This window comes from Bacillus sp. B19-2 (assembly GCF_022832475.1).
GTDB lineage: Bacteria > Bacillota > Bacilli > Bacillales > Bacillaceae > Bacillus > Bacillus paralicheniformis.
Genome location: NZ_JALHKQ010000001.1, coordinates 710415 through 730994 on the forward strand (window position 1 = coordinate 710415; position 20580 = coordinate 730994).

Annotated in this window: 18 protein-coding genes and 1 other annotated feature; all 18 genes read left to right on the plus strand. The window is 47.1% G+C overall.

Annotated features, from left to right (window positions below):
* The first annotated feature begins 1 nt into the window (after position 1).
* The 18 genes from MST20_RS03725 to MST20_RS03810 all read left to right on the plus strand — a co-directional run bounded on the left by MST20_RS03725 (position 2) and on the right by MST20_RS03810 (position 20455).
* Positions 2-1510: a S8 family serine peptidase gene (locus tag MST20_RS03725; RefSeq protein ID WP_347880852.1), complete on the plus strand. Its 1509-nt coding sequence runs from the start codon at positions 2-4 to the stop codon at positions 1508-1510.
* A gap of 190 nt (positions 1511-1700) precedes the next feature.
* A complete protein-coding gene (locus MST20_RS03730; RefSeq protein WP_243940192.1) occupies positions 1701-5999 on the plus strand; it encodes a S8 family peptidase in 4299 nt (1432 codons plus the stop codon).
* Between the two features lie 183 nt (positions 6000-6182).
* The gene (gene spoIIGA / locus MST20_RS03735; RefSeq protein ID WP_243940194.1) at positions 6183-7112 is read left to right on the plus strand and encodes a sigma-E processing peptidase SpoIIGA; all 930 of its coding nucleotides are present in this window, start codon (positions 6183-6185) and stop codon (positions 7110-7112) included.
* Positions 7113-7171: 59 nt separating this feature from the next.
* Positions 7172-7891 carry an RNA polymerase sporulation sigma factor SigE gene (sigE, locus tag MST20_RS03740; RefSeq protein WP_006638262.1) on the plus strand — a complete coding sequence of 240 codons (720 nt, stop codon included), beginning with the start codon at positions 7172-7174 and terminating at the stop codon, positions 7889-7891.
* A 139-nt stretch (positions 7892-8030) separates the two neighbouring features.
* The gene (gene sigG / locus MST20_RS03745; RefSeq protein ID WP_003181576.1) at positions 8031-8810 is read left to right on the plus strand and encodes an RNA polymerase sporulation sigma factor SigG; all 780 of its coding nucleotides are present in this window, start codon (positions 8031-8033) and stop codon (positions 8808-8810) included.
* A 134-nt stretch (positions 8811-8944) separates the two neighbouring features.
* On the plus strand, positions 8945-9742 hold the full coding sequence (locus tag MST20_RS03750) for an ABC transporter ATP-binding protein (protein ID WP_243940196.1): 798 nt from the start codon (positions 8945-8947) through the stop codon (positions 9740-9742).
* A 266-nt stretch (positions 9743-10008) separates the two neighbouring features.
* On the plus strand, positions 10009-10893 hold the full coding sequence (locus MST20_RS03755; RefSeq protein WP_243940198.1) for a putative RNA methyltransferase: 885 nt from the start codon (positions 10009-10011) through the stop codon (positions 10891-10893).
* A gap of 84 nt (positions 10894-10977) precedes the next feature.
* Entirely contained in the window at positions 10978-11211 is a 234-nt protein-coding gene (locus MST20_RS03760) for a YlmC/YmxH family sporulation protein (RefSeq protein WP_243940200.1), read from the plus strand.
* A 224-nt stretch (positions 11212-11435) separates the two neighbouring features.
* Complete coding sequence (gene pgeF, locus MST20_RS03765; protein ID WP_243940202.1) at positions 11436-12275, plus strand: peptidoglycan editing factor PgeF; 840 nt, start codon at positions 11436-11438, stop codon at positions 12273-12275.
* 6 nt (positions 12276-12281) lie between these two features.
* A complete protein-coding gene (locus MST20_RS03770; RefSeq protein ID WP_145653265.1) occupies positions 12282-12977 on the plus strand; it encodes a YggS family pyridoxal phosphate-dependent enzyme in 696 nt (231 codons plus the stop codon).
* Positions 12974-13426: a cell division protein SepF gene (gene sepF, locus MST20_RS03775; protein WP_003181594.1), complete on the plus strand. Its 453-nt coding sequence runs from the start codon at positions 12974-12976 to the stop codon at positions 13424-13426. The genes MST20_RS03770 and sepF overlap by 4 nt, the downstream gene beginning before the upstream one ends.
* 7 nt (positions 13427-13433) lie before the next feature.
* On the plus strand, positions 13434-13709 hold the full coding sequence (locus MST20_RS03780; protein WP_065644081.1) for a YggT family protein: 276 nt from the start codon (positions 13434-13436) through the stop codon (positions 13707-13709).
* 134 nt (positions 13710-13843) lie between these two features.
* A complete protein-coding gene (locus tag MST20_RS03785) occupies positions 13844-14620 on the plus strand; it encodes a YlmH family RNA-binding protein (protein ID WP_243940204.1) in 777 nt (258 codons plus the stop codon).
* Positions 14621-14716: 96 nt separating this feature from the next.
* A complete protein-coding gene (locus MST20_RS03790) occupies positions 14717-15211 on the plus strand; it encodes a DivIVA domain-containing protein (RefSeq protein WP_020451319.1) in 495 nt (164 codons plus the stop codon).
* 62 nt (positions 15212-15273) lie between these two features.
* Positions 15274-15503 (plus strand) — a binding site (T-box leader).
* A gap of 51 nt (positions 15504-15554) precedes the next feature.
* Positions 15555-18323 (plus strand): isoleucine--tRNA ligase, encoded by a 2769-nt coding sequence (ileS, locus tag MST20_RS03795; RefSeq protein ID WP_243940206.1) that lies wholly within the window; start codon positions 15555-15557, stop codon positions 18321-18323.
* 266 nt (positions 18324-18589) lie between these two features.
* Entirely contained in the window at positions 18590-18955 is a 366-nt protein-coding gene (locus tag MST20_RS03800) for a TraR/DksA family transcriptional regulator (protein ID WP_075752924.1), read from the plus strand.
* Positions 18956-18999: 44 nt separating this feature from the next.
* Positions 19000-19539 carry a signal peptidase II gene (gene lspA / locus MST20_RS03805; RefSeq protein WP_279599895.1) on the plus strand — a complete coding sequence of 180 codons (540 nt, stop codon included), beginning with the start codon at positions 19000-19002 and terminating at the stop codon, positions 19537-19539.
* 1 nt (position 19540) lies between these two features.
* Positions 19541-20455, plus strand: a complete 915-nt coding sequence (locus MST20_RS03810; protein WP_243940210.1) for an RluA family pseudouridine synthase — start codon at positions 19541-19543, stop codon at positions 20453-20455.
* Positions 20456-20580 lie beyond the last annotated feature (125 nt).

Below are 20580 nucleotides of genomic sequence, written 5' to 3' on the forward strand. Positions count from 1 at the left end.
TGTGAAGAAAAAGCCATTATTCCGCACATTCATGTGCGCTGCACTCATCGGTTCACTTCTCGCTCCGGCTGCTGTGCAGGCTGAAACAGGTACGGCAGCGAAGGCCAAGGAACAAAGCAAAATATCAAGCGCTCTTTACAAACGTTTTGAGAAAGAAGATAAAGTGACTTTTTTAATCAAAATGAAAAACCAGGCGAATCTTCAGCAAGCGGCAACAGCGGCTGAAAACCGGGCGAAAGCAAGCGTGATGACAGTGAAAAAAGTGAAAGAAATCAAACGTTCGGCCGTGCTGACATCCCTGCGTACAAAAGCTGAGAGAACGCAAAAAGACTTGAAATCGTTTTTGGAAAAAGAAGAGAAAAAAGGAACAGCAAAGCAAGTGGAGTCTTTCTATATTGTAAACGGCATTGCCGTGACAGCGACAAAGGATGTTATGGAAAAAGCGGCTTCATTTCCGGAGGTTGAAAAAGTGCTGCCAAATCAAAAAATTAAGCTTGGCAACACTGAAAAACCTACGGTAGAATCGAAAACGTCCGCGGATCGTTCCCCCGCTTCCAACATTCAGCAGGTTCATGCGCCTGATGTCTGGAAAAAGCGCTATAAAGGCAAAGGAGCCGTCGTCGCTTCGATTGACACCGGCGTTGAGTGGGATCATCCGGCGTTGAAGACAAAGTACAGAGGATACAATCCTTCTAAACCGAATAGTCCAGACAATGAGTTCAACTGGTTTGATGCGGTAAGCAATAAGAAAACGCCATATGACGACTTGGGCCACGGCACACATGTGACAGGCACGATGGTCGGCTCAGAAGCCGGCGGCAAAAACCAGATCGGTGTCGCGCCGACAGCGAAATGGATCGCTGTCAAGGCTTTTTCAGAGGACGGCGGAGATGAAAAATCCCTTTTGGCTGCAGGAGAATGGATTTTGGCCCCGAAAGATGCAAAAGGAAAAGCGCACCCTGAAAAGGCTCCTGATGTCGTCAACAATTCTTGGGCGGGGGAACGCGGACTCAATGAATGGTATTTGGATATTGTCAAAGCTTGGCGGGCAGCTGATATCTTCCCTGCATTTGCAGCAGGCAATGTCAGCGAATTCGAACCGGGCGGACCGGGTTCAGTTGAAAACCCGGCCAACTATCCGCAATCTTTCGCGATTGGCGCAGTTGACAGCACAAACGCGTTAGCCGATTTTTCATTGCAAGGGCCTTCGCCATATGACGAAATCAAGCCCGATATTTCTGCACCTGGTGTCAGCATCCGCTCTGCTTATCCGGGACACAAATATGCTGCAATGAACGGAACATCGATGGCAACCCCGCATGTATCCGGCATCGTCGCCTTAATGAGGGAAGCCAATCCGGATCTCACAGTCGATGAAATCGAGCGCATCCTGCTGAATACGGCGACGCCTCTGACTGACAAAACCTTTAAAAAATCGCCGAGCAACGGCTACGGATACGGCTTAGTCAACGCTTTAAAAGCTTTTGACGCAGCTAAAAAAACAAAATGATAAAAAAGGACAAAACCGCTTAAAGGTTTTGTCCTTTTTTTATCTGATTTTAAACATGGTCTTGACAAATACCGACAAAAAAATCAACCAGTTTTTACTATATTTAAGTTACATCAAAGTCAGACAAGGCATCCATAAGGAGGGGAGGACGGACAAATCCAGCCAATTTCATAAAAAGGGGGATGTTCATTTGAAAAGAAAGCTGAGAAAAAAGGCGTTTTCCATCATTTTAAGCAGTTTGTTAATCGGCTCGCTGTTCATGCCCGCCGTTTCAGATGCCGCGGCAAAGCCTGCGCTTACTTCTATGAAAGAACAAGCAGCTGCAGGGAAGGAAAAAATTTCGAAATCTCTCGTCAAACAGTTTAAAAAAGAAGATCAAGTCACATTTTTGATCAAACTGAAAGATCAAGTCGATACACCAAAAGTGGCCAAGCAGGCGGAAAAGAATGCGAAGAAAAAGTCGCTGAGCGCGGCTAAAACAGAATATCAAAAGCGCTCGGCTGTTGTCTCCGCTTTAAGAGTCAAAGCGGATGAGACGCAAAGCGATTTGAAACGCTATTTGAAAAAGCAGGAAAAACAAGGAAAAGTAAAAAAAATCCGATCCTATTATATTGTCAACGGCATGGCCGTCCATGCGACGAAAGAGGTCATGGAACAAGTAGCGGCTTTTCCGGAAGTAGAGAAAGTGCTCCCGAACGAAAAAAGGCAGCTGATCAAACCGGCTAAACAGTCTGTGAAAAAATCGGCCGCTAAGGATGAAAAAGAAATCGAATGGAATATCAATCGAGTCGACGCGCCAAAAGCATGGAAATTGGGATATGACGGAACGGGCACGGTTGTCGCGTCAATTGATACGGGCGCGCAGTGGGATCATCCGGCCTTAAAAGAAAAATACCGCGGATATGACCCGCAGCATCCCGATCAGCCTGATCACGAATTCAGCTGGTATGATGCGGTTTCTGGCGCTTCTGAACCTTTTGACGACCTAGAGCACGGCACGCATGTAACCGGGACGATGGTCGGCTCAGAGCCTGACGGCCAAAACCAAATCGGTGTGGCGCCGGGTGCAAAGTGGATTGCCGTGAAAGCTTTTTCAGATGAAGGCGGAACGGACGAAGACCTGATTGCGGCGGGTGAATGGATTTTGGCGCCGAAAGATAAAGATGGCAACCCGCACCCTGAAATGGCTCCGGATGTTGTCAATAACTCGTGGTCTGGGGGAGCCGGGATTGATGAGTTTTACAGGGATATCGTAAAAGCGTGGCGTGCTGCCGGCATCTTCCCTGAGTTCTCTGCGGGGAACGCTGATTTCTCCAATCCGGGAGGACCTGCTTCGATTGCCAATCCGGCAAACTACCCCGAAGCGTTCGCGACCGGAGCGACAGACATCGATAATCGCTTAGCCGATTTTTCACTTCAAGGTCCTTCCCCGTATGATGAGACCAAGCCTGAAATAACGGCACCTGGTGTCAACATTCGCTCTTCTGTGCCTGGAAGCGGCTATCAAGACGGCTGGGACGGCACTTCAATGGCAGGACCGCATGTCGCAGCCGCGGCCGCTCTTATCAAGCAGGCCGATTCGTCGATCACCGTTGATGAAATCGAAAAGATTTTGATGGAAACCGCAACACCGCTCACAGACAGCAAATTTACCGAATCGCCGAACAACGGATACGGCCACGGGCTCGTGAACGTGTTTGACGCGGTGTCCGCTGTCACAGACGGGTTGGGCAAAGCGGAAGGACAAGTCGGAAAAGAAGGCGAAGACAAAAATCCGCCAGTCTTAAACCATCAAGAGATCAACGGCATTTACGCAGGATCGGAAACACCTCTTACAGTTGATGTGGAAGACGATGTCAGCATCATATCGGTCAAATTGAGCTATAAAACCGATGATTCCGATTGGGTAACGATCGCTGCCAAACAAACTTCCGGCGACCATAAAAAAGGAACGTACGAGGCGGCTATATCCGTTTCTGAAGGGAAAGTCCTTTCCTACAAATGGATTGTCACCGATTTCGGAGGAAACAAAACGGAATCCAAAGTATACGAAATCCCGATTTCTCCGGCTGTGACAACAGGGTATAAACAAGATTTCGAGAATGGCGCCAACGGCTGGATCACATCAGGCGTGAAGAATTCATGGGAGCGCGGTATTCCTCAGTCAGGCCCGAATGCCGCAGCATCGGGAAAAAACGTATTCGCAACAAATCTGACAGGGCCGTATGAAAGTTCGGCCAATATGAATCTTCTCATGCCTCCTGTCAGCGTTCCAAAAAATCAAAAACTTTATCTCACATACAAATATTGGCATGATGTTGAAGAGGACTTTGATTACGGCTTCGTTTACGTACAGCCTGAAGGGAAAGATGAATGGATCCCGGCTGCTGAGTACAGCGGCAGGACGTCAGAATGGAAAGACGGACAGATCGATTTGTCGGAATACGGGGGACAGACGATTAAGATTATGTTCAACCTTCAATCTGACGACAGCATTGAAGGTGACGGGCTCTATATCGATGATGTAGCGCTTGTGAAGGAAGTGAAGAGCTCTGGCACGAAAAAACGACTGGGCGTTGAAAAACAGCCGGCCAAAATAAAGGATAAGAAAACGAAGAAACAAACGATTGATCCGAAAAAAGCAAAACCGGCAGAAGCCGTTCAAAAATATTCTGAGACGAAAAAAGCAGCTCCTGCAGTTCTTCCGGTACGGGCTCAGGTCAGCGTGCTGGAGACGGGCAAATCGACATATTCCAACCAGGCAACAGGCGCATACAGCTTGGCTCATGCACCTGGAACGTATACGCTGAAAGCAGAAGCGTACGGATATGAATCAAATGCGCAAACCGTAAAAATCGAGGCCGACAAGACGACGACGGCAGACTTTGTCTTAAAAGAACTGAAGAAAGGGACGCTCACCGGAACGATAAAAAACAAAAAAACGGGCGAACCCGTCCGACATGCAAAGCTGTATATCGTTGAAGATGCATCCGTAAAACCGGTTCAGACGGACGGCGACGGAAGCTATTCATTAACGGCGTATGAAGGCTCTTATACGGTAAAGGTCTCTGCAAACGGATATTACAGCAGCGAGTTTTCCGTTGATTTAAAAGGAAATGTCTCAAAAGATATCGAGCTCGATCCTTTCATCGGCTATCCGGGGGAAATAGGCTATGATGACGGAACCGGGGAAAACGCCTGGGCTTTCTATGAATCCGGCAACGGGCTGGCTGTTAAAATGACGCTCGAAAACGGGCAGGAAAAAGCCATGCTGAAAGGCGGCTTGTTCAAATTCTGGGATACAGAATTCCCTGATCCGGGCGGCACTGATTTTGCAGTCGAGGTCTACGATGCTTCGGGTGAAAAAGGCTCTCCGGGCAAAAGAATCGCCGGCCCGTTCAAGGCTGAAGCGCTCCGCACAGGCGAATGGACGACCGTCGATTTAGGAGATGAAGCCATTCTCGTCGGAAAAGACTTTTACCTCGTGTACGTCCAGACAGAGGAGCTGGCCAACTCACCTGGACTTGCTACAGACGAAGACGGGGAATATTCAGGCCGCAACTGGCAGTATACGGACGGCTCATGGTCGAAAGCGCCATCAGACCAAGGCAACTTCATGATCCGCGCTTTGGTCGACTATGAATTGACGGTGCCTGTGATCACGTCTCCTAAAGACGGATTCATCACCAACAAAAAGAACGCTGTCATCGAAGGGACATCGTCTCCGAACACGACCGTTCATCTCTTTAACGGAGATGAAGAAGCCGGAACGGCGAAAACGGCGGGAGACGGTACTTTCTCAAAAGAGATTCCGCTGAAAAAAGGTGAAAATGTGATCACCGCCAAATCGTCATCGGCTTCCGGAACGACGGATGCTTCAGAACCGGTCCGGATCGTTCTTGACCAGAAAAAGCCGAAGCTTACGATCGACACGCCGAAAAGCGGTTCAAAACTCAATAAAGAGACTGTCACTGTGAAAGGAACAGTATCAGACGACCACTTAAAATCTGTTCATGTAAACGGCAAAAAAGCGGCTGTTGACAATGGCCAATATTCTGCGAGGATTATGCTTGACAACGGCCAAAATGAAATCAAAGTAACGGCAGCGGATGCGGCAGGCAACAAAACGACCAAAAAAGTGAAGGTCGATGTCAACTTTGAAGCGCCGCAAATCACCGGCTTGAAACCGGCTGAAGACCTCGAGCTCAAAACGGGAGAAACCGTGAAAATCGAGTTTGAAAGCGCCGCTGATTTGGATGCTGTCTTTGTGATCAGAATGCCGCTTACCAATTTCAAAACAGCAGCCCAAAACGTAACGGAGCTGCCGATCAGAGAAGTCTCAAAAGGCAAGTATGAAGGATATTGGACCGCGACTTCAACCGCAAAAGCAAAAGGAGCGGAAATCGAGGTCATCGTCCGGGATGATTACGGCAATGAAACGAGACAAACGGCAAAAGGCAAACTGTACATCAATGAAAAGCTGAAATAAAGGTGAAAAGGCGCTGTCTTCAATGGCAGCGTTTTTTTTGTTTTATGATCGACAAATTCAGTACGAAAACTTCAAAAAATGTACGATGTGCGCAACATTAATTGACAGACTTTACCTTTGGGCTTGATTTATACTTAGGAAAACAAACAATAAGGTCATCGAGCCCAAAGAAAGGGGAAGGATGTGGAAATCTATTTAGATGCGATATGGCTGTTAAACTTTTGTTTTGACTTGCTGCTTTTAATGATGACCGCATTTATTTTAAAGCGAAGGGTTAAAAAGCGGAGACTGATCTTAGGGGCGCTTGTCGCGTCAAGCATCGTTCTGTTTATGTTTACACCTTTTTCGCCGTACGTCCTTCATCCTGCAGGCAAACTGTCGTTTTCGGTTGTGATCGTTTTTGTGACATTTGGTTTTAAGCGGTTCCGGTTTTTTTTGCAAAATTTGTTTTCTTTTTATTTTGCCACTTTCTTAATGGGAGGAGGGATTATTGGAGCGCATTCTTTGCTTGAAACGGATTCGATCATGGAAAACCGCGTCTTTATGACGAATTGGTCCGGTTTTGGAGACCCGGTCAGCTGGCTGTTTGTCGGTGCGGGTTTTCCGGCTGTATGGCTGTTTTCAAAAAAGCGTTTTGAAGATGCTGAAGCGAAGAAAATTCAATATGAAGAACGCGTCCGCCTAGAGACCGGCATTGATGAACATACACTTCATTTCACCGGATTGATTGACTCCGGAAACCAGCTTTACGACCCGATCACAAAAACGCCCGTCATGATCGTCAACATTGAAAAATTGAAAGGTGTATTGGGAGAAGAAGCGAGTGTGATCATCAAGGAAATGAGCCCGCTTGATGCCGTCGGCAAACTTGATGAAACACTCCCGTATATCGGGCGGATCCGCCTGATTCCGTACCGCGGGGTCGGCCATCAGCATCAGTTTCTGCTCTGCCTAAAGCCGGATCATGTGCTCATTTTTTCGGAAAAGGAGGTGATTGAAGCGCCGAAATGCCTGATTGGCATCAGCACCTCACCGCTTTCCGCGGACGGCGAATTTGACGCCATCGTCCATCCGAAAATGCTGGCCGGAAACCCGGTCAAACACGTTTCTTAAACTCGCAGTCTGTTACATTATCATACTCCTGAAGACGTTTATTTAGAAGGGGGAGGAAGATGAAAAAACTAAAATTAAGGTTAACCTATCTGTGGTACAAACTTTTAATAAAACTGGGGCTGAAAAGCGACGAAATTTATTATATCGGTGGAAGCGAAGCGCTGCCCCCGCCATTGTCAAAAGATGAAGAGCAGGTGCTTCTCCATAAGCTGCCTGATGGTGATCAGGCGGCACGAGCGATTTTGATTGAACGAAATCTCAGGCTGGTCGTCTACATCGCGAGAAAATTTGAAAATACCGGCATCAATATCGAGGATTTAATCTCCATCGGCACGATCGGCCTTATCAAAGCGGTGAATACCTTTAATCCCGAGAAAAAAATCAAACTGGCTACATATGCTTCCAGATGCATTGAAAATGAAATTTTGATGTATTTAAGAAGAAACAATAAAATTCGCTCAGAGGTATCATTCGATGAACCGCTGAACATCGATTGGGACGGAAATGAACTGCTTCTCTCAGATGTGCTCGGAACAGAAAACGACATTATTACAAAAGATATCGAAGCAAACGTTGATAAGAAGCTGTTGAAAAAAGCGCTTGAACAGCTCAATGACAGAGAAAAACAGATCATGGAGCTTCGCTTCGGGCTTGTCGGAGGAGAAGAAAAAACGCAAAAAGACGTTGCCGATATGCTCGGCATCTCTCAGTCCTATATTTCCCGGCTTGAAAAAAGAATTATTAAAAGGCTGCGAAAAGAATTCAATAAAATGGTTTAATTTTTTTATGAAATTTGAAGTGTTGACAGTCAAGGGTTTTCGACTCGATCTTCTTATTTTTGGAAATTAACGATGCATATTTTTCCCACCCGAGGAGATACTGAACTTTGTACAGCAGCTCCTGTAGGGAGGGAAAAAAGTGTCGAGAAATAAAGTTGAAATCTGCGGGGTTGATACATCAAAACTGCCCGTACTGAAGAACGAAGAGATGAGAAAGTTGTTCAAGCAAATGCAGGATGAAGGAGACACGACAGCAAGAGAAAAGCTTGTTAACGGTAATTTGCGCCTTGTCTTAAGCGTCATTCAAAGGTTTAACAACAGAGGAGAGTATGTTGATGACTTATTCCAAGTCGGCTGCATCGGACTAATGAAATCAATTGATAATTTTGATCTGAGCCACAATGTTAAGTTTTCAACATATGCTGTACCAATGATCATCGGAGAAATCCGCAGATATTTGCGCGATAACAACCCGATCCGCGTCTCACGGTCACTCAGGGATATCGCGTACAAGGCGCTGCAAGTGAGAGAACGGCTGATCAGTGAGACAAGCAGGGAGCCGACGGCTCAGGAGATCGCTAAAGAGCTTGAAGTGTCCCATGAAGAAATCGTTTTTGCGCTTGACGCCATTCAAGATCCTGTATCTTTGTTTGAGCCGATTTACAATGACGGAGGAGATCCGATTTATGTCATGGATCAAATCAGCGATGAGCGCAACAAGGATTCGCAATGGATCGAAGAGCTCGCCTTAAAAGAAGGCATGAGACGGCTGAACGAACGGGAAAAAATGATCCTCAGAAAACGCTTCTTCCAAGGCAAGACGCAAATGGAAGTCGCTGATGAGATCGGAATCTCCCAAGCCCAAGTCTCAAGGCTGGAAAAAGCCGCCATTAAACAAATGAATAAGAACATTCACTAAGCCGCAGTCAATCTGCGGCTTTTCACATGCTAAAAATGGAAAATCTCTCATTCACTTTGTTAAATAAATAAGCTATAATAAAAGAATTATATTTTAATTTATCAGAATATTTACATAAAAAAGGGGGATTTCGTATGGTTCTGCAGCTTGAGCGTGCTTCACTAAAACGAAACGGAGAGTGGATATTAAAGGATATTGATTGGACGGTGGAGAAGGGGGAGCACTGGGCGTTATACGGATTGAACGGGGCCGGTAAAACCGCTCTGTTGAACATGCTGTGCGCTTATTATTTTCCGACAACAGGAAAAGTTACCGTGTTAGGGCGCGAATTTGGAAAAACGGAGCTGAACGAAAAGCTTCGCCAAAAAATCGGCCTTGTGTCGGCGGCCCTGCAGCAGAAGCTGTATCCTGAAGACAGTGCATTTGAAATTGTTTTAAGCGGCGCTTTCGCTTCGATCGGCCTTTATGAATCGCCTTCACAGTCTGTCAGGGAGAAAGCGATCGCCCTCATGGAGGAATTCGGCTCCATCCGTTATGCGGACAGGAGATATGAAACGCTCTCTCAGGGAGAAAAGCAAAAAGTGCTGATCGCAAGGGCCTTGATGGCCGATCCAGAGCTGCTGATTCTCGACGAGCCTGTAACCGGTCTTGATTTCATCGCGAGGGAGCAGGTGCTGGAGACAGTTGAACAAATTGCCAAAAAAGACAGTGCGCCGTCCATGCTTTATGTTACTCACCATGCAGAAGAAATTCTCCCCGCTTTCAGCCAAACGCTGCTGTTGAAAAAAGGTGAAGTGTTTGCCTTGGGGAAGACAAGAGAGATGATGTCCGGCGGGGTTTTGTCCGAATTTTTCGATATGCCCGTCCAGGCGGTATGGACGGATGGCAGACCGTATTTGTCCAAGAAAAAGCTTGCAAACCTCAACATTTAAAACAAATGATGTCTTTGGCAGCCTCCTTGTTTGGAGGCTTTTTTCAGCTTTCCTCATCTTAAAGAAGCTGGTAAGATAATAGAGAACGTCATGTTAATGAGGGGTTCATCATAATGATCATTCAATTCATTCGCTACAGATAATGAAAGGTATAGACAAACGCTTAAACCATCCACACCTTCGTCTTGAAAAAATGCCGAAGGAGCGGGTTTATTTGTCTATGCCTTTTTCATTGTTTAAATGTGAATGAATGAGGTGTAACAATGATGAATAAAAAATTAAAAAGAGCATCGCTCATGAAGAGGCATGAAACGTTGTTTCAGTGCCCGATATGCGCAGCGAACATGGCGGTCACCGATTTAAAAAGCCTGATCTGTGCAAACGGACATACGTTTGATATCGCAAGAGGAGGATATGTCAATGTCACGACGCATGCTCCTTCTGTTAAATATGATAAAGAATTATTTGAAGCGAGAAGAATGTTAGCAGCCGCCGGCTTTTTTGAACCGCTTAGCGGCGCGTTGACAGACCGTCTCGAACAAGCAGGCCTCCCGTTTTGCAACTTTGTCAGCATCCTTGATGCCGGCTGCGGGGAAGGTTCGCATTTGGCGCGAATCGCTGAAATGCTTCATGCGCGTTCCGGAACGCCTGTCCTTAGTGTCGGGCTGGATTTGGCGAAAGCCGGGATTGTGTCGGCGGCTAAGCAAGAAAGAGAGGCGATCTGGTGTGTCGCCGATCTGGCTGCCGCGCCGTTTCGGAATCGTTCATTCGACGCGATCCTCAATATATTGTCGCCTTCTAATTACGCGGAATTCGAGCGGCTGTTATCGGATGACGGCATCGTTTTGAAAGTGATTCCGAAAAGCGGCTATCTGAAAGAACTGCGGGGATTTTTGTACAACGGCTCGGACAAACAAGCCTATACGAGCGAGGATTCGGCTGAGCGGTTCTCGTCCTATTTCGATCTGATCGACAGAACGGAGATCGCCTACAGCAAACGTTTAGACCAAAGTCTCCTCGCGCCGCTCATCAAGATGACGCCATTATCATGGCGCGCGGAAAAGGAGCGGATCAATGCCTTTTTAAAGAAAGAATCCGCTGTGACGACCGTCCATCTCGACATTTTAACCGGCAGGAAAAAAACGAAATAAACCACCGAAAAGGCAGTCTAAATAAAGGACTGCCTTTCATATAATCTTAAAAGGAGATTTGATCAGAGGAGGCGTGCGCTGGATATGATGAACATTTCTGATTTCCAGATAAAAGATGTCGTTAACGTATCAAACGGGAAAAGGCTCGGCAGCATCGGCGATATTGATATTAATGTAACGACAGGCAAAATCCAGGCGATTGTCATCGGTGGAACGGGGAAAGTTTTCGGATTTTTCGGAAAAGAAGAGGAAATCGTCATCCCGTGGCGAAATATTGTTAAAATTGGAGAAGATGTGATTCTTGTGCGTTTAAGCTGATCAAGCATATGAGATGATGCCTGATCAACCGGCGGGCCCTTATCCGCCTGCTTTTTTCAACATTATTGCGTACCGGTTAGACCGTCTGCAAAAACGGCGGTAAATGTTGCAAACAATACATTTCGTTTAGTTTTTTGAAACGAAACTAAACGAATGCATCAAGATGTGTTAAAATAGGAGCGATATGATGAAAGACTACGATGTTTGTCGAAAGGCTGATCACCATGAATACATATAACCCCTTTCGTCTTGATGCTCCGTCAATGCTTTTGATTGAGGAATGGAATCAGACGGCGGAAACCGGCGGAGCCGTCACAGCCGGATTTACGACAAAAAACGGCGGAGAAAGCGAACCGCCTTTTCACTCACTGAATACAGGGCTGCACGTTCAGGATCATGAACAGCATGTCATCAATAACAGAAAACAGATTGCCGACATCTTAAAAACCGATCTGCACGACTGGGTATTTGCCGATCAGACGCATGAAGACCGGATTCAAAAAGTGACGGATGGCGATCGCGCCAGCGGCGCTTTCCGATACGATACGGCGCTGAAGGCTACGGACGGACTTTATACAGACAGGCCAAACCTGTTTTTGGCGCTTTGCTTTGCCGACTGCGTTCCCGTTTATTTTTACGATCCTGTCCGCTCGCTGGCCGGAATCGCTCACGCGGGCTGGAAAGGCACCGCGCTCGGGATTGCAGCCAGCATGGTTGACACGTGGGTCAGCCGGGAAGGATCAAATCCCGCAGACATCCACGCCGTGATCGGGCCTGCGATCGGCGCGTGCTGCTACACTGTCGACGATCATGTAATAGACAAAATCAGAAATCTTCCTCTTCAGCAAGAAGAAAAAGCCTTTTTGACGATAAAAGAAGGGGAGTACCGTCTCGAATTAAAAGAAGTGAACAGGCAGCTGCTTGTACACGCCGGAATTCCAAACGGCCAGATTAAGGTGAGTTCCCTTTGTACAAGCTGCGAGCATTCACTGTTTTTCTCCCATCGGAGAGACCGGGGAAAAACCGGACGGATGATGTCCTTCATCGGATTAAAGGAGGTATAGCTTCAGGTGGATGTAAAAAGCAATTTACGACATATAAATGACAGGATCAACGAAGCGTGTATCAAAGCGGGAAGAACGCCCGACGAAATATCCGTCATCGCTGTCACGAAATATGTTTCCCCGGAACGGGCGCAGGCAGCGCTTGATGCAGGAATCAGACATTTGGGAGAAAACCGCGATACCGGGCTGCTTCATAAGCTCGACGCTTTGAAAGACAGCGAACCGGTATGGCATTTTATCGGAACCCTGCAGACGAGAAAGGTAAAAGCAATCATCGATCATGTCTCATATATCCATTCTTTAGACAGGCTTTCTTTGGCCGATGAGATTCAGAAGAGGGCAAAAAAACCGATTGACTGTTTTGTTCAGGTCAACACATCCCTTGAATCTTCAAAACACGGCATGGCAAAAGAAGAGGTTCTTCCTTTTGTGAAAAAATTGTCTGCATATGAAAACATCCGGATTGCGGGATTAATGACGATGGCTCCTTTTACGGATGACGAGACGGCAATCAGAAGCTGTTTTCGCTTGCTGAGAGAGCTGCGCGACGAGGTTCGCGGGCTCGGTCAATGGAACGCCCCGTGCAGCGAGCTTTCGATGGGGATGTCTAACGACTATACGATCGCAGTCGAGGAAGGCGCGACATTCGTCAGAATCGGATCTTCCTTAGTCGGAAATGAAACTGGAGGTGGACAATCATGAGTTTGAAAAACAAATTTAAAAACTTTTTTTCCTTGGATGATGAGGAATACGAGTACGAGTACATTGAAACAGACAGGGAGGAAATCCCTGAAGAGCATGAATCGAAAGACAGAACCGCCTACCAGTCTAAAGCGGCTGGGAAGCAGAATGTCGTAAGTTTGCAAAGCGTTCAGAAATCTTCTAAAGTAGTGTTAAGTGAGCCTCGGGTGTACGCGGAAGCCCAGGAAATCGCAGACCATATCAAAAACCGCCGCGCCGTCGTCGTGAACCTGCAGCGCATTCAGCACGATCAGGCGAAAAGAATCGTTGATTTCTTGAGCGGAACTGTATATGCTCTCGGCGGCGATATTCAGCGGATCGGAGCGGACATCTTTTTATGCACGCCTGAAAACGTTGATGTCTCCGGTACGATTTCCGAGCTCATAGAAGAAGAACATCAGAGGTGGTAAATCACAGATGATCCTATTTTATATTTATAGAGTTTTAAGTATTCTTCTAACCGTTTATTCGTTTGCGCTCATTATTTACATTTTTATGTCTTGGGTGCCTAATGCTAGGGAGTCTTCATTCGGACGGGTGCTTGCTTCACTTTGCGAGCCTTATCTCGAACCGTTCAGAAGGATCATTCCTCCGCTCGGGATGATTGATATTTCTCCGATTGTGGCAATTTTCATCCTGCGGTTCGCAGATGCAGGGCTTCTTGCGGTTTTCAGAATGCTCGGCGCTTTTTAAAGACATTATGCCGATCTCCCGTAACACTTACCGGCGGCAGCGGCGCCGTGGTTCAGGAGCGTGCCTTCAATCTTTGCGGGCCGAGTATCGGGCTTGGCTGTAGGCCAGGCCTCTTTACATAGAAAGGAAAGACAATGAGCGATATTTACCAGCACTTCAGAAAAGACGAAGAGCCGTTTATCGACCAGGCTCTTGAGTGGAAAAGAATTGTGGCGGAACAGTACCGGATGAAGCTGACCGATTTTTTGGACCCGCGGGAACAGGTGATCCTGCAATCTGTCATCGGTCAGTCGGACGACGTGAGACTTGAATTTTTCGGGGGCTTTCCTAAAGCAGAACGAAAGAGGGCTGTGCTGTTCCCTGAATATGCCGAGCCGTCTGCCGAAGATTTTCAGCTTCAGGGCTGGGAAGTCATCTATCCGCAAAAATTCGCCTCCATCGAGCATCGCGAGCTTCTCGGCTCATTGATGGGCATCGGATTGAGGCGCCAAAAGTTCGGCGACCTGATCTTTTCGGACGGGACATGGCAGTTTATCTGTTCGGAAGAAGTCGCTGATTTTGTTTTCACCCAGCTGACACAAATCGGCAAGGTGAAAGTTTCCCTTGAAAAAATTCCGCTTTCAAAGCTTAAAGTACCGGAGCAGGATGTCGAAATAAGGGATGATACGGTTTCATCTTTGAGGCTTGATGCGATTTGCTCGGCAATGAGCAGACAATCCCGGCAAAAAGCACAGGTTATCGTGAAAAACGGCCTCGTGAAAGTGAACTGGAAAGTCATCGAAGACCCTTCATATGCACTGGCGGAAGGGGATATGGTTTCGATCCGGGGATTTGGCCGATTCAGGATGAAAAACATTGACGGCAAAACGAAGAAGGGCAAATGGAGATTGACGTTTGAAAAACAAAAATGACGCGTTTTAACAGTTTTTTCTCCGCCCGGTCGAATTTTGCTTTATAATGTTGACTAGGACAAGTGTACATAAAGAAAAATAATGGAGGTGGGCAGCATGCCTTTGACGCCAAATGACATTCATAATAAAACATTTACAAAAGCGTTCCGCGGCTATGACGAAGATGAAGTGAACGAGTTCCTGGCCCAGGTGAGAAAGGATTATGAGATCATTCTGCGCAAAAAAAATGAGCTTGAATCAAAGGTGAACGAGCTTGACGAGCGTCTCGGCCATTTTTCGACGATCGAAGAGACGTTGAATAAATCGATCCTTGTCGCACAGGAAGCAGCAGAAGACGTAAAGCGCAATTCCGAGAAAGAAGCGAAGCTCATCATCCGTGAAGCTGAGAAAAACGCTGACCGGATCATTAATGAGTCTCTTTCAAAATCGAGAAAGATCGCGATGGAAATCGAAGAGCTGAAAAAGCAGTCAAAAGTGTTCAGAACCCGTTTCCAAATGCTGATCGAAGCGCAGCTTGACCTGTTGAAAAACGACGACTGGGATCATTTGCTTGAATACGAAGTAGACGCCGTTATGGATGAAAAAGAATAGAATTTCATTTGCGTTCTTGACATATCGTCATCCGTTCGCATATAATACGTTCATAAATTGAGTGAAAAACGTTTGAGAGGGACAGACATTGATTTCTGAGAACAATAAAAGCGACCCGGGGGCGGTGTAAGCCCGGGATTGTTGGAATCGTTGTGAATCAGCCCTCAAGTTTCCTTTCTGAACCGTCCAGTAGGAAAGGACGTCCCATCACGTTACGATGTTTGAGCGGATAGGCCGAATCGGCTTGTCTAAAAGGGTGGTACCGCGAGATCAAAGCCTTCTCGTCCCTTATGGGATGAAAAGGCTTTTTTTGTTTTAGAAAAGATGTTTTGGAGGAATGGTAATGGATTATAAAGACACGCTCTTAATGCCGAAAACAGATTTTCCGATGAGAGGAAACCTGCCGAACCGTGAACCTGAAATTCAGGGGGAATGGGAAGATATGGACATTTACAGCCTCGTTCAGAAACGAACCGAAGGCCGGCCGATGTTCGTGCTTCATGACGGACCTCCATATGCGAACGGCGATATTCATATGGGCCATGCGCTCAACAAAGTACTGAAGGACTTCATCGTCCGTTCGAGATCGATGAGCGGATATCATGCACCGTACGTTCCGGGCTGGGATACACACGGCCTGCCGATTGAAACAGCGCTCACGAAAAACAAAAAAGTGAAGCGCAAAGAAATGACGGTAGCCGAATTCCGCAAGCTTTGCGAAGAATACGCATGGCAGCAAATCGAAGGCCAAAAAACGCAATTTAAGCGGCTCGGTGTCAGAGGAGATTGGGAAAACCCATACGTGACGCTTAAGCCGGAGTTTGAAGCACAGCAAATTAAAGTATTCGGCGAAATGGCGAAAAAAGGCTATATTTACAAAGGGAAGAAGCCGGTTTACTGGTCCCCTTCAAGCGAATCCGCTCTGGCTGAAGCTGAAATCGAATACCATGATAAACGCTCACCGTCTATCTATGTTGCATTTGATGTAAAAGATGGAAAAGGTGTATTAACAAACGGCGAAAAAATCATCATCTGGACGACAACGCCGTGGACGATCCCGGCCAACCTCGGCATCGCCGTACACCCTGAATTGGAGTACAGCGTCGTTGCTGCCGGAGGCGCGCGCTATGTGATGGCAAGCGCATTGATTGAAAGCGTGGCAAAAGCGATCGGCTTTGAAGATCATGAAGTCGTTCAAACCGTTCAAGGAAAAGACCTGGAACATATCGTCGCGGTTCATCCTTTATACGGCAGAGATTCGCTTGTCATGCTCGGTGAACACGTAACAACAGATGCCGGTACAGGCTGCGTCCATACCGCTCCGGGACACGGGGAAGACGACTTTATCATCGGTCAGAAATACGGACTTGACGTGCTTTGTCCGGTTGATGAAAAAGGACATATGACGAGCGAAGCCCCTGGTTTTGAAGGACTGTTTTACGATCAGGCCAACAAGCCGATTACAGAACAGCTCGAAGAAAAAGGCGCTTTGCTGAAGCTCGATTTCATCACCCACTCCTATCCGCATGACTGGAGAACGAAAAAACCGACCATTTTCCGCGCGACCTCCCAATGGTTCGCTTCTATCAAAGACTTTAGAGACGAGCTTCTTGACGCGGTGAAAGAAACAAAATGGGTGCCTGAATGGGGCGAAACGCGCCTCTACAATATGATCCGCGACCGCGGTGACTGGTGTATCTCAAGACAGCGCGCATGGGGCGTGCCGATTCCGGTATTTTATGCCGAAAACGGGGAGCCGATCATCACGGATGAAACGATCGACCACGTTTCTGAACTATTCAGGGAGCACGGTTCGAACATTTGGTTTGAAAAAGATGCGAATGAACTGCTTCCGGAAGGCTTTACTCACCCAGGAAGTCCGAACGGCAAGTTCACAAAAGAACAGGATATCATGGATGTCTGGTTTGATTCAGGTTCGTCACATCAGGCCGTATTGGAAGAGCGCGAGGATCTTGTAAGACCTGCGGACTTGTATCTGGAAGGTTCTGACCAATACCGCGGCTGGTTTAACTCATCGATTTCGACAGCCGTTGCCGTAACGGGTAAAGCACCTTATAAAGGTGTGCTGTCACACGGTTTTGCCCTTGACGGAGAAGGCCGCAAAATGAGCAAATCGCTCGGCAATGTCGTTGTTCCGGCAAAAATCATGAATCAGTTCGGGGCCGATATTTTAAGGCTGTGGGTCGCGTCTGTCGACTATCAAGCAGATGTCCGCGTATCTGACGCGATCTTAAAGCAAGTCGCAGAAGTGTACCGGAAGATCCGCAACACGTTCCGTTTCCTTCACGGAAACATTGCCGATTTTGATCCGGCGAAAGATGCAATCGCTGTGGAAGATCTTCGCGAAGTCGATCAGTACATTTTGATCAAGCTGAACAGCCTTATTGAAAAAGTTAAAAAAGCGTATGAAGAATACGATTTTGCGGTCATTTACCATGCTGTTCACAACTTCTGTGCGATCGAGCTCAGCTCATTCTATATGGATTTTGCCAAAGACGTCGTTTATATTGAACACGCCGATCATAAAGACCGCCGCAGCATGCAGACCGTTTTTTACGAAACGCTGCTCGGGCTTGTCAAGCTGATTGCGCCGATCCTGCCGCATACTGCGGACGAAATGTGGAGCCACTTCACATTCGTATCGGAAAAAAGCGTGCAGCTTACCGATATGCCGGAAACAAGAGACATTCCGAATGCAAAAGAGACGGAAGCGAAGTTCGACAGCTTCATGAAGCTTCGCGACGATGTTCTTAAAGCGCTTGAAACAGCGCGTAATGAAAAGATCATCGGAAAATCTTCGGTTGCGAGCTTGACGCTGTATCCGAATGAAGAAGCAAAAGCGCTGCTTTCTTCGATCAAGGAAGACGTCAAACAGCTGTTCATCGTGTCAGAGCTTGCAATCGGCGGAACGGAAGCCGAAGCGCCTGAAGATGCGCAGACGTTTGAAACAGGAAAAATCGTCGTTGCTCAGGCAGAAGGCGAGACTTGTGAGCGATGCCGCATGGTTTCCAAAGAAATCGGCCAGGATGCCGATCATCCGGAACTTTGCCCTCGCTGTGCCGGAATTGTGAAGACGTATTATCAAAATTAACCACGAAGCGGTTCGGAGTTTTTCCGAACCGCTTTTAGTATGCCGCCAAACCCTATCAGGCCTGCTAAGTAAGTGTTCGCGGATATCAAAAGGATCGGCAGCTAACCGCCAGGCGTCCTGGCTGAACGCTGCCGCCATCATATCCTGCAGAAAGGATGCCATTGCTGACATCGTTTTGTACGTCAGGAAAAATCTTTTGGGCTTGGATACCGGCTTTGTCGGTAACACTAAGGTCACAAACGATAAGAGCAGGAGTTGATGTAGGCGTGAACGATCAGCTGGCGGCAATTCATACCGAACTTCTTCAAATGAAGGAAGAACTGGAAGCAAGGCTTTTTGAATACTCCTTTTTTCAGCAGGATTCTCAAGGCATCAATTCGTATCAGCAGGCAACACTTATGTATCATGTCAAAGAAGAGCTTCAGGACGTGCTTTTGGCCCTTTCGAAAATCGAAAACGGAACATACGGTATTTGCGAAGAAACGAATCAGGCAATTCCGCTGGAAAAAATGGCTATTCTGCCGACCGCGCGCACTGCGAACGATTTTTTATATCATGCCCAGTTTGAAAAAAAGACGCTTCCTATTTGGGCTGAGACGGATGAGACGTTCAACCGGGCGCTCTATTCATAACATTCTGTAAGAGGGGAGGGCTTTTGCCCTCTTTCAGGATGTCAATGAATATTCCTTTACTCCTTTTCTTTTTCTTGTTAAAATGCTTAAATGAAGAGAAACAGAAACTGGAGGAACGGTTTGTGCCTTATTACATAATTGCACTGCTTATTATCGGTATCGATCAATTTACAAAATGGCTGGTCGTCGGCAAAATGGAGTACGGTGAAAGCATTCCCGTCATCGACGGTTTCTTTCAAATTACGTCGCACAGGAATACAGGCGCGGCATGGGGCATTTTGGCCGGACAGATGTGGTTTTTTTACATCATTACCACGGCGGTTATCATTGGCATTGTTTACTACATTCAAAAACATGCCAAAGGACAAATCCTGCTCGGAACCGCTCTCGGATTGATGCTTGGCGGTGCTGTCGGCAATTTTATCGACCGCGTGTTCAGGCAAGAAGTTGTCGATTTTATACACGTGACGATCGTCAATTATCATTATCCGATTTTCAACATTGCCGATTCATCTTTATGCGTCGGTGTCCTGCTCTTATTTATACAAATGCTGTTAGACGGAAAGAAGAAGAAGGAGCTGTAACATGGAGCATTATGATATGACCGTTCATGAAGAACATAAAGGTGAACGGATTGACAAGTACTTGACCGCAGTTGAAGCGGATTGGTCGCGGACTCAGGTGCAGCAGTGGATTAAAGAAGACCGCGTGCTGGTGAACGGAAATGCGGTCAAAGCCAATTATAAAGTTCAGGAAGGGGATGCGGTGTCAGTCCGTGTTCCCGAACCGGAACCGCTGGATGTCACGGCTGAACCGATGGATCTTGATATTTATTACGAGGATCAGGACGTCCTGGTCGTCAACAAGCCGCGCGGAATGGTCGTTCATCCGGCACCCGGCCATCTGACGGGGACGCTTGTTAACGGTTTGATGGCGCATTGTGACGATCTGTCAGGCATCAACGGCGTGATGAGGCCGGGCATCGTCCACCGGATTGACAAGGACACTTCAGGCCTGTTGATGGTTGCCAAAAACGATATGGCGCATGAATCGCTCGTGAATCAGCTTGTCAACAAAACGGTGACGAGAAAATACACCGCGCTTGTCCACGGCGTCATCTCACATGACCACGGGACGATCGACGCGCCGATCGGCAGGGATAAAAAAGACAGGCAGAGTATGACGGTCACAAGGGAAAATGGAAAGCATGCCGTCACTCATTTTGAAGTGATCGAACGGTTCGACGATTTCACTGTTGTGGAATGTCAGCTTGAAACGGGGCGAACCCATCAAATTCGCGTGCATATGAAATATATCGGTTTTCCTCTGGCTGGAGATCCGAAATACGGCCCGAAAAAGACGGTCGATTTCAACGGCCAGGTGCTGCATGCGGGCGTATTGGGATTTGACCATCCGCGTACGGGAGAATATGTTGAATTTGAGGCGCCTCTGCCTGACGACATGAAAAATCTCCTCGACAAAATTCGAAATAAACGTTGACAGACGTTTTCTTTTTTGAAATAATAAATGCAGTTAAATCAGATTCTTTAACACAGTCCAGAGAGGCTGAGAAGGATACCGGACAAGCGAATCAATGAATTCGTTTAAAGACCCCTCTCTGCCTT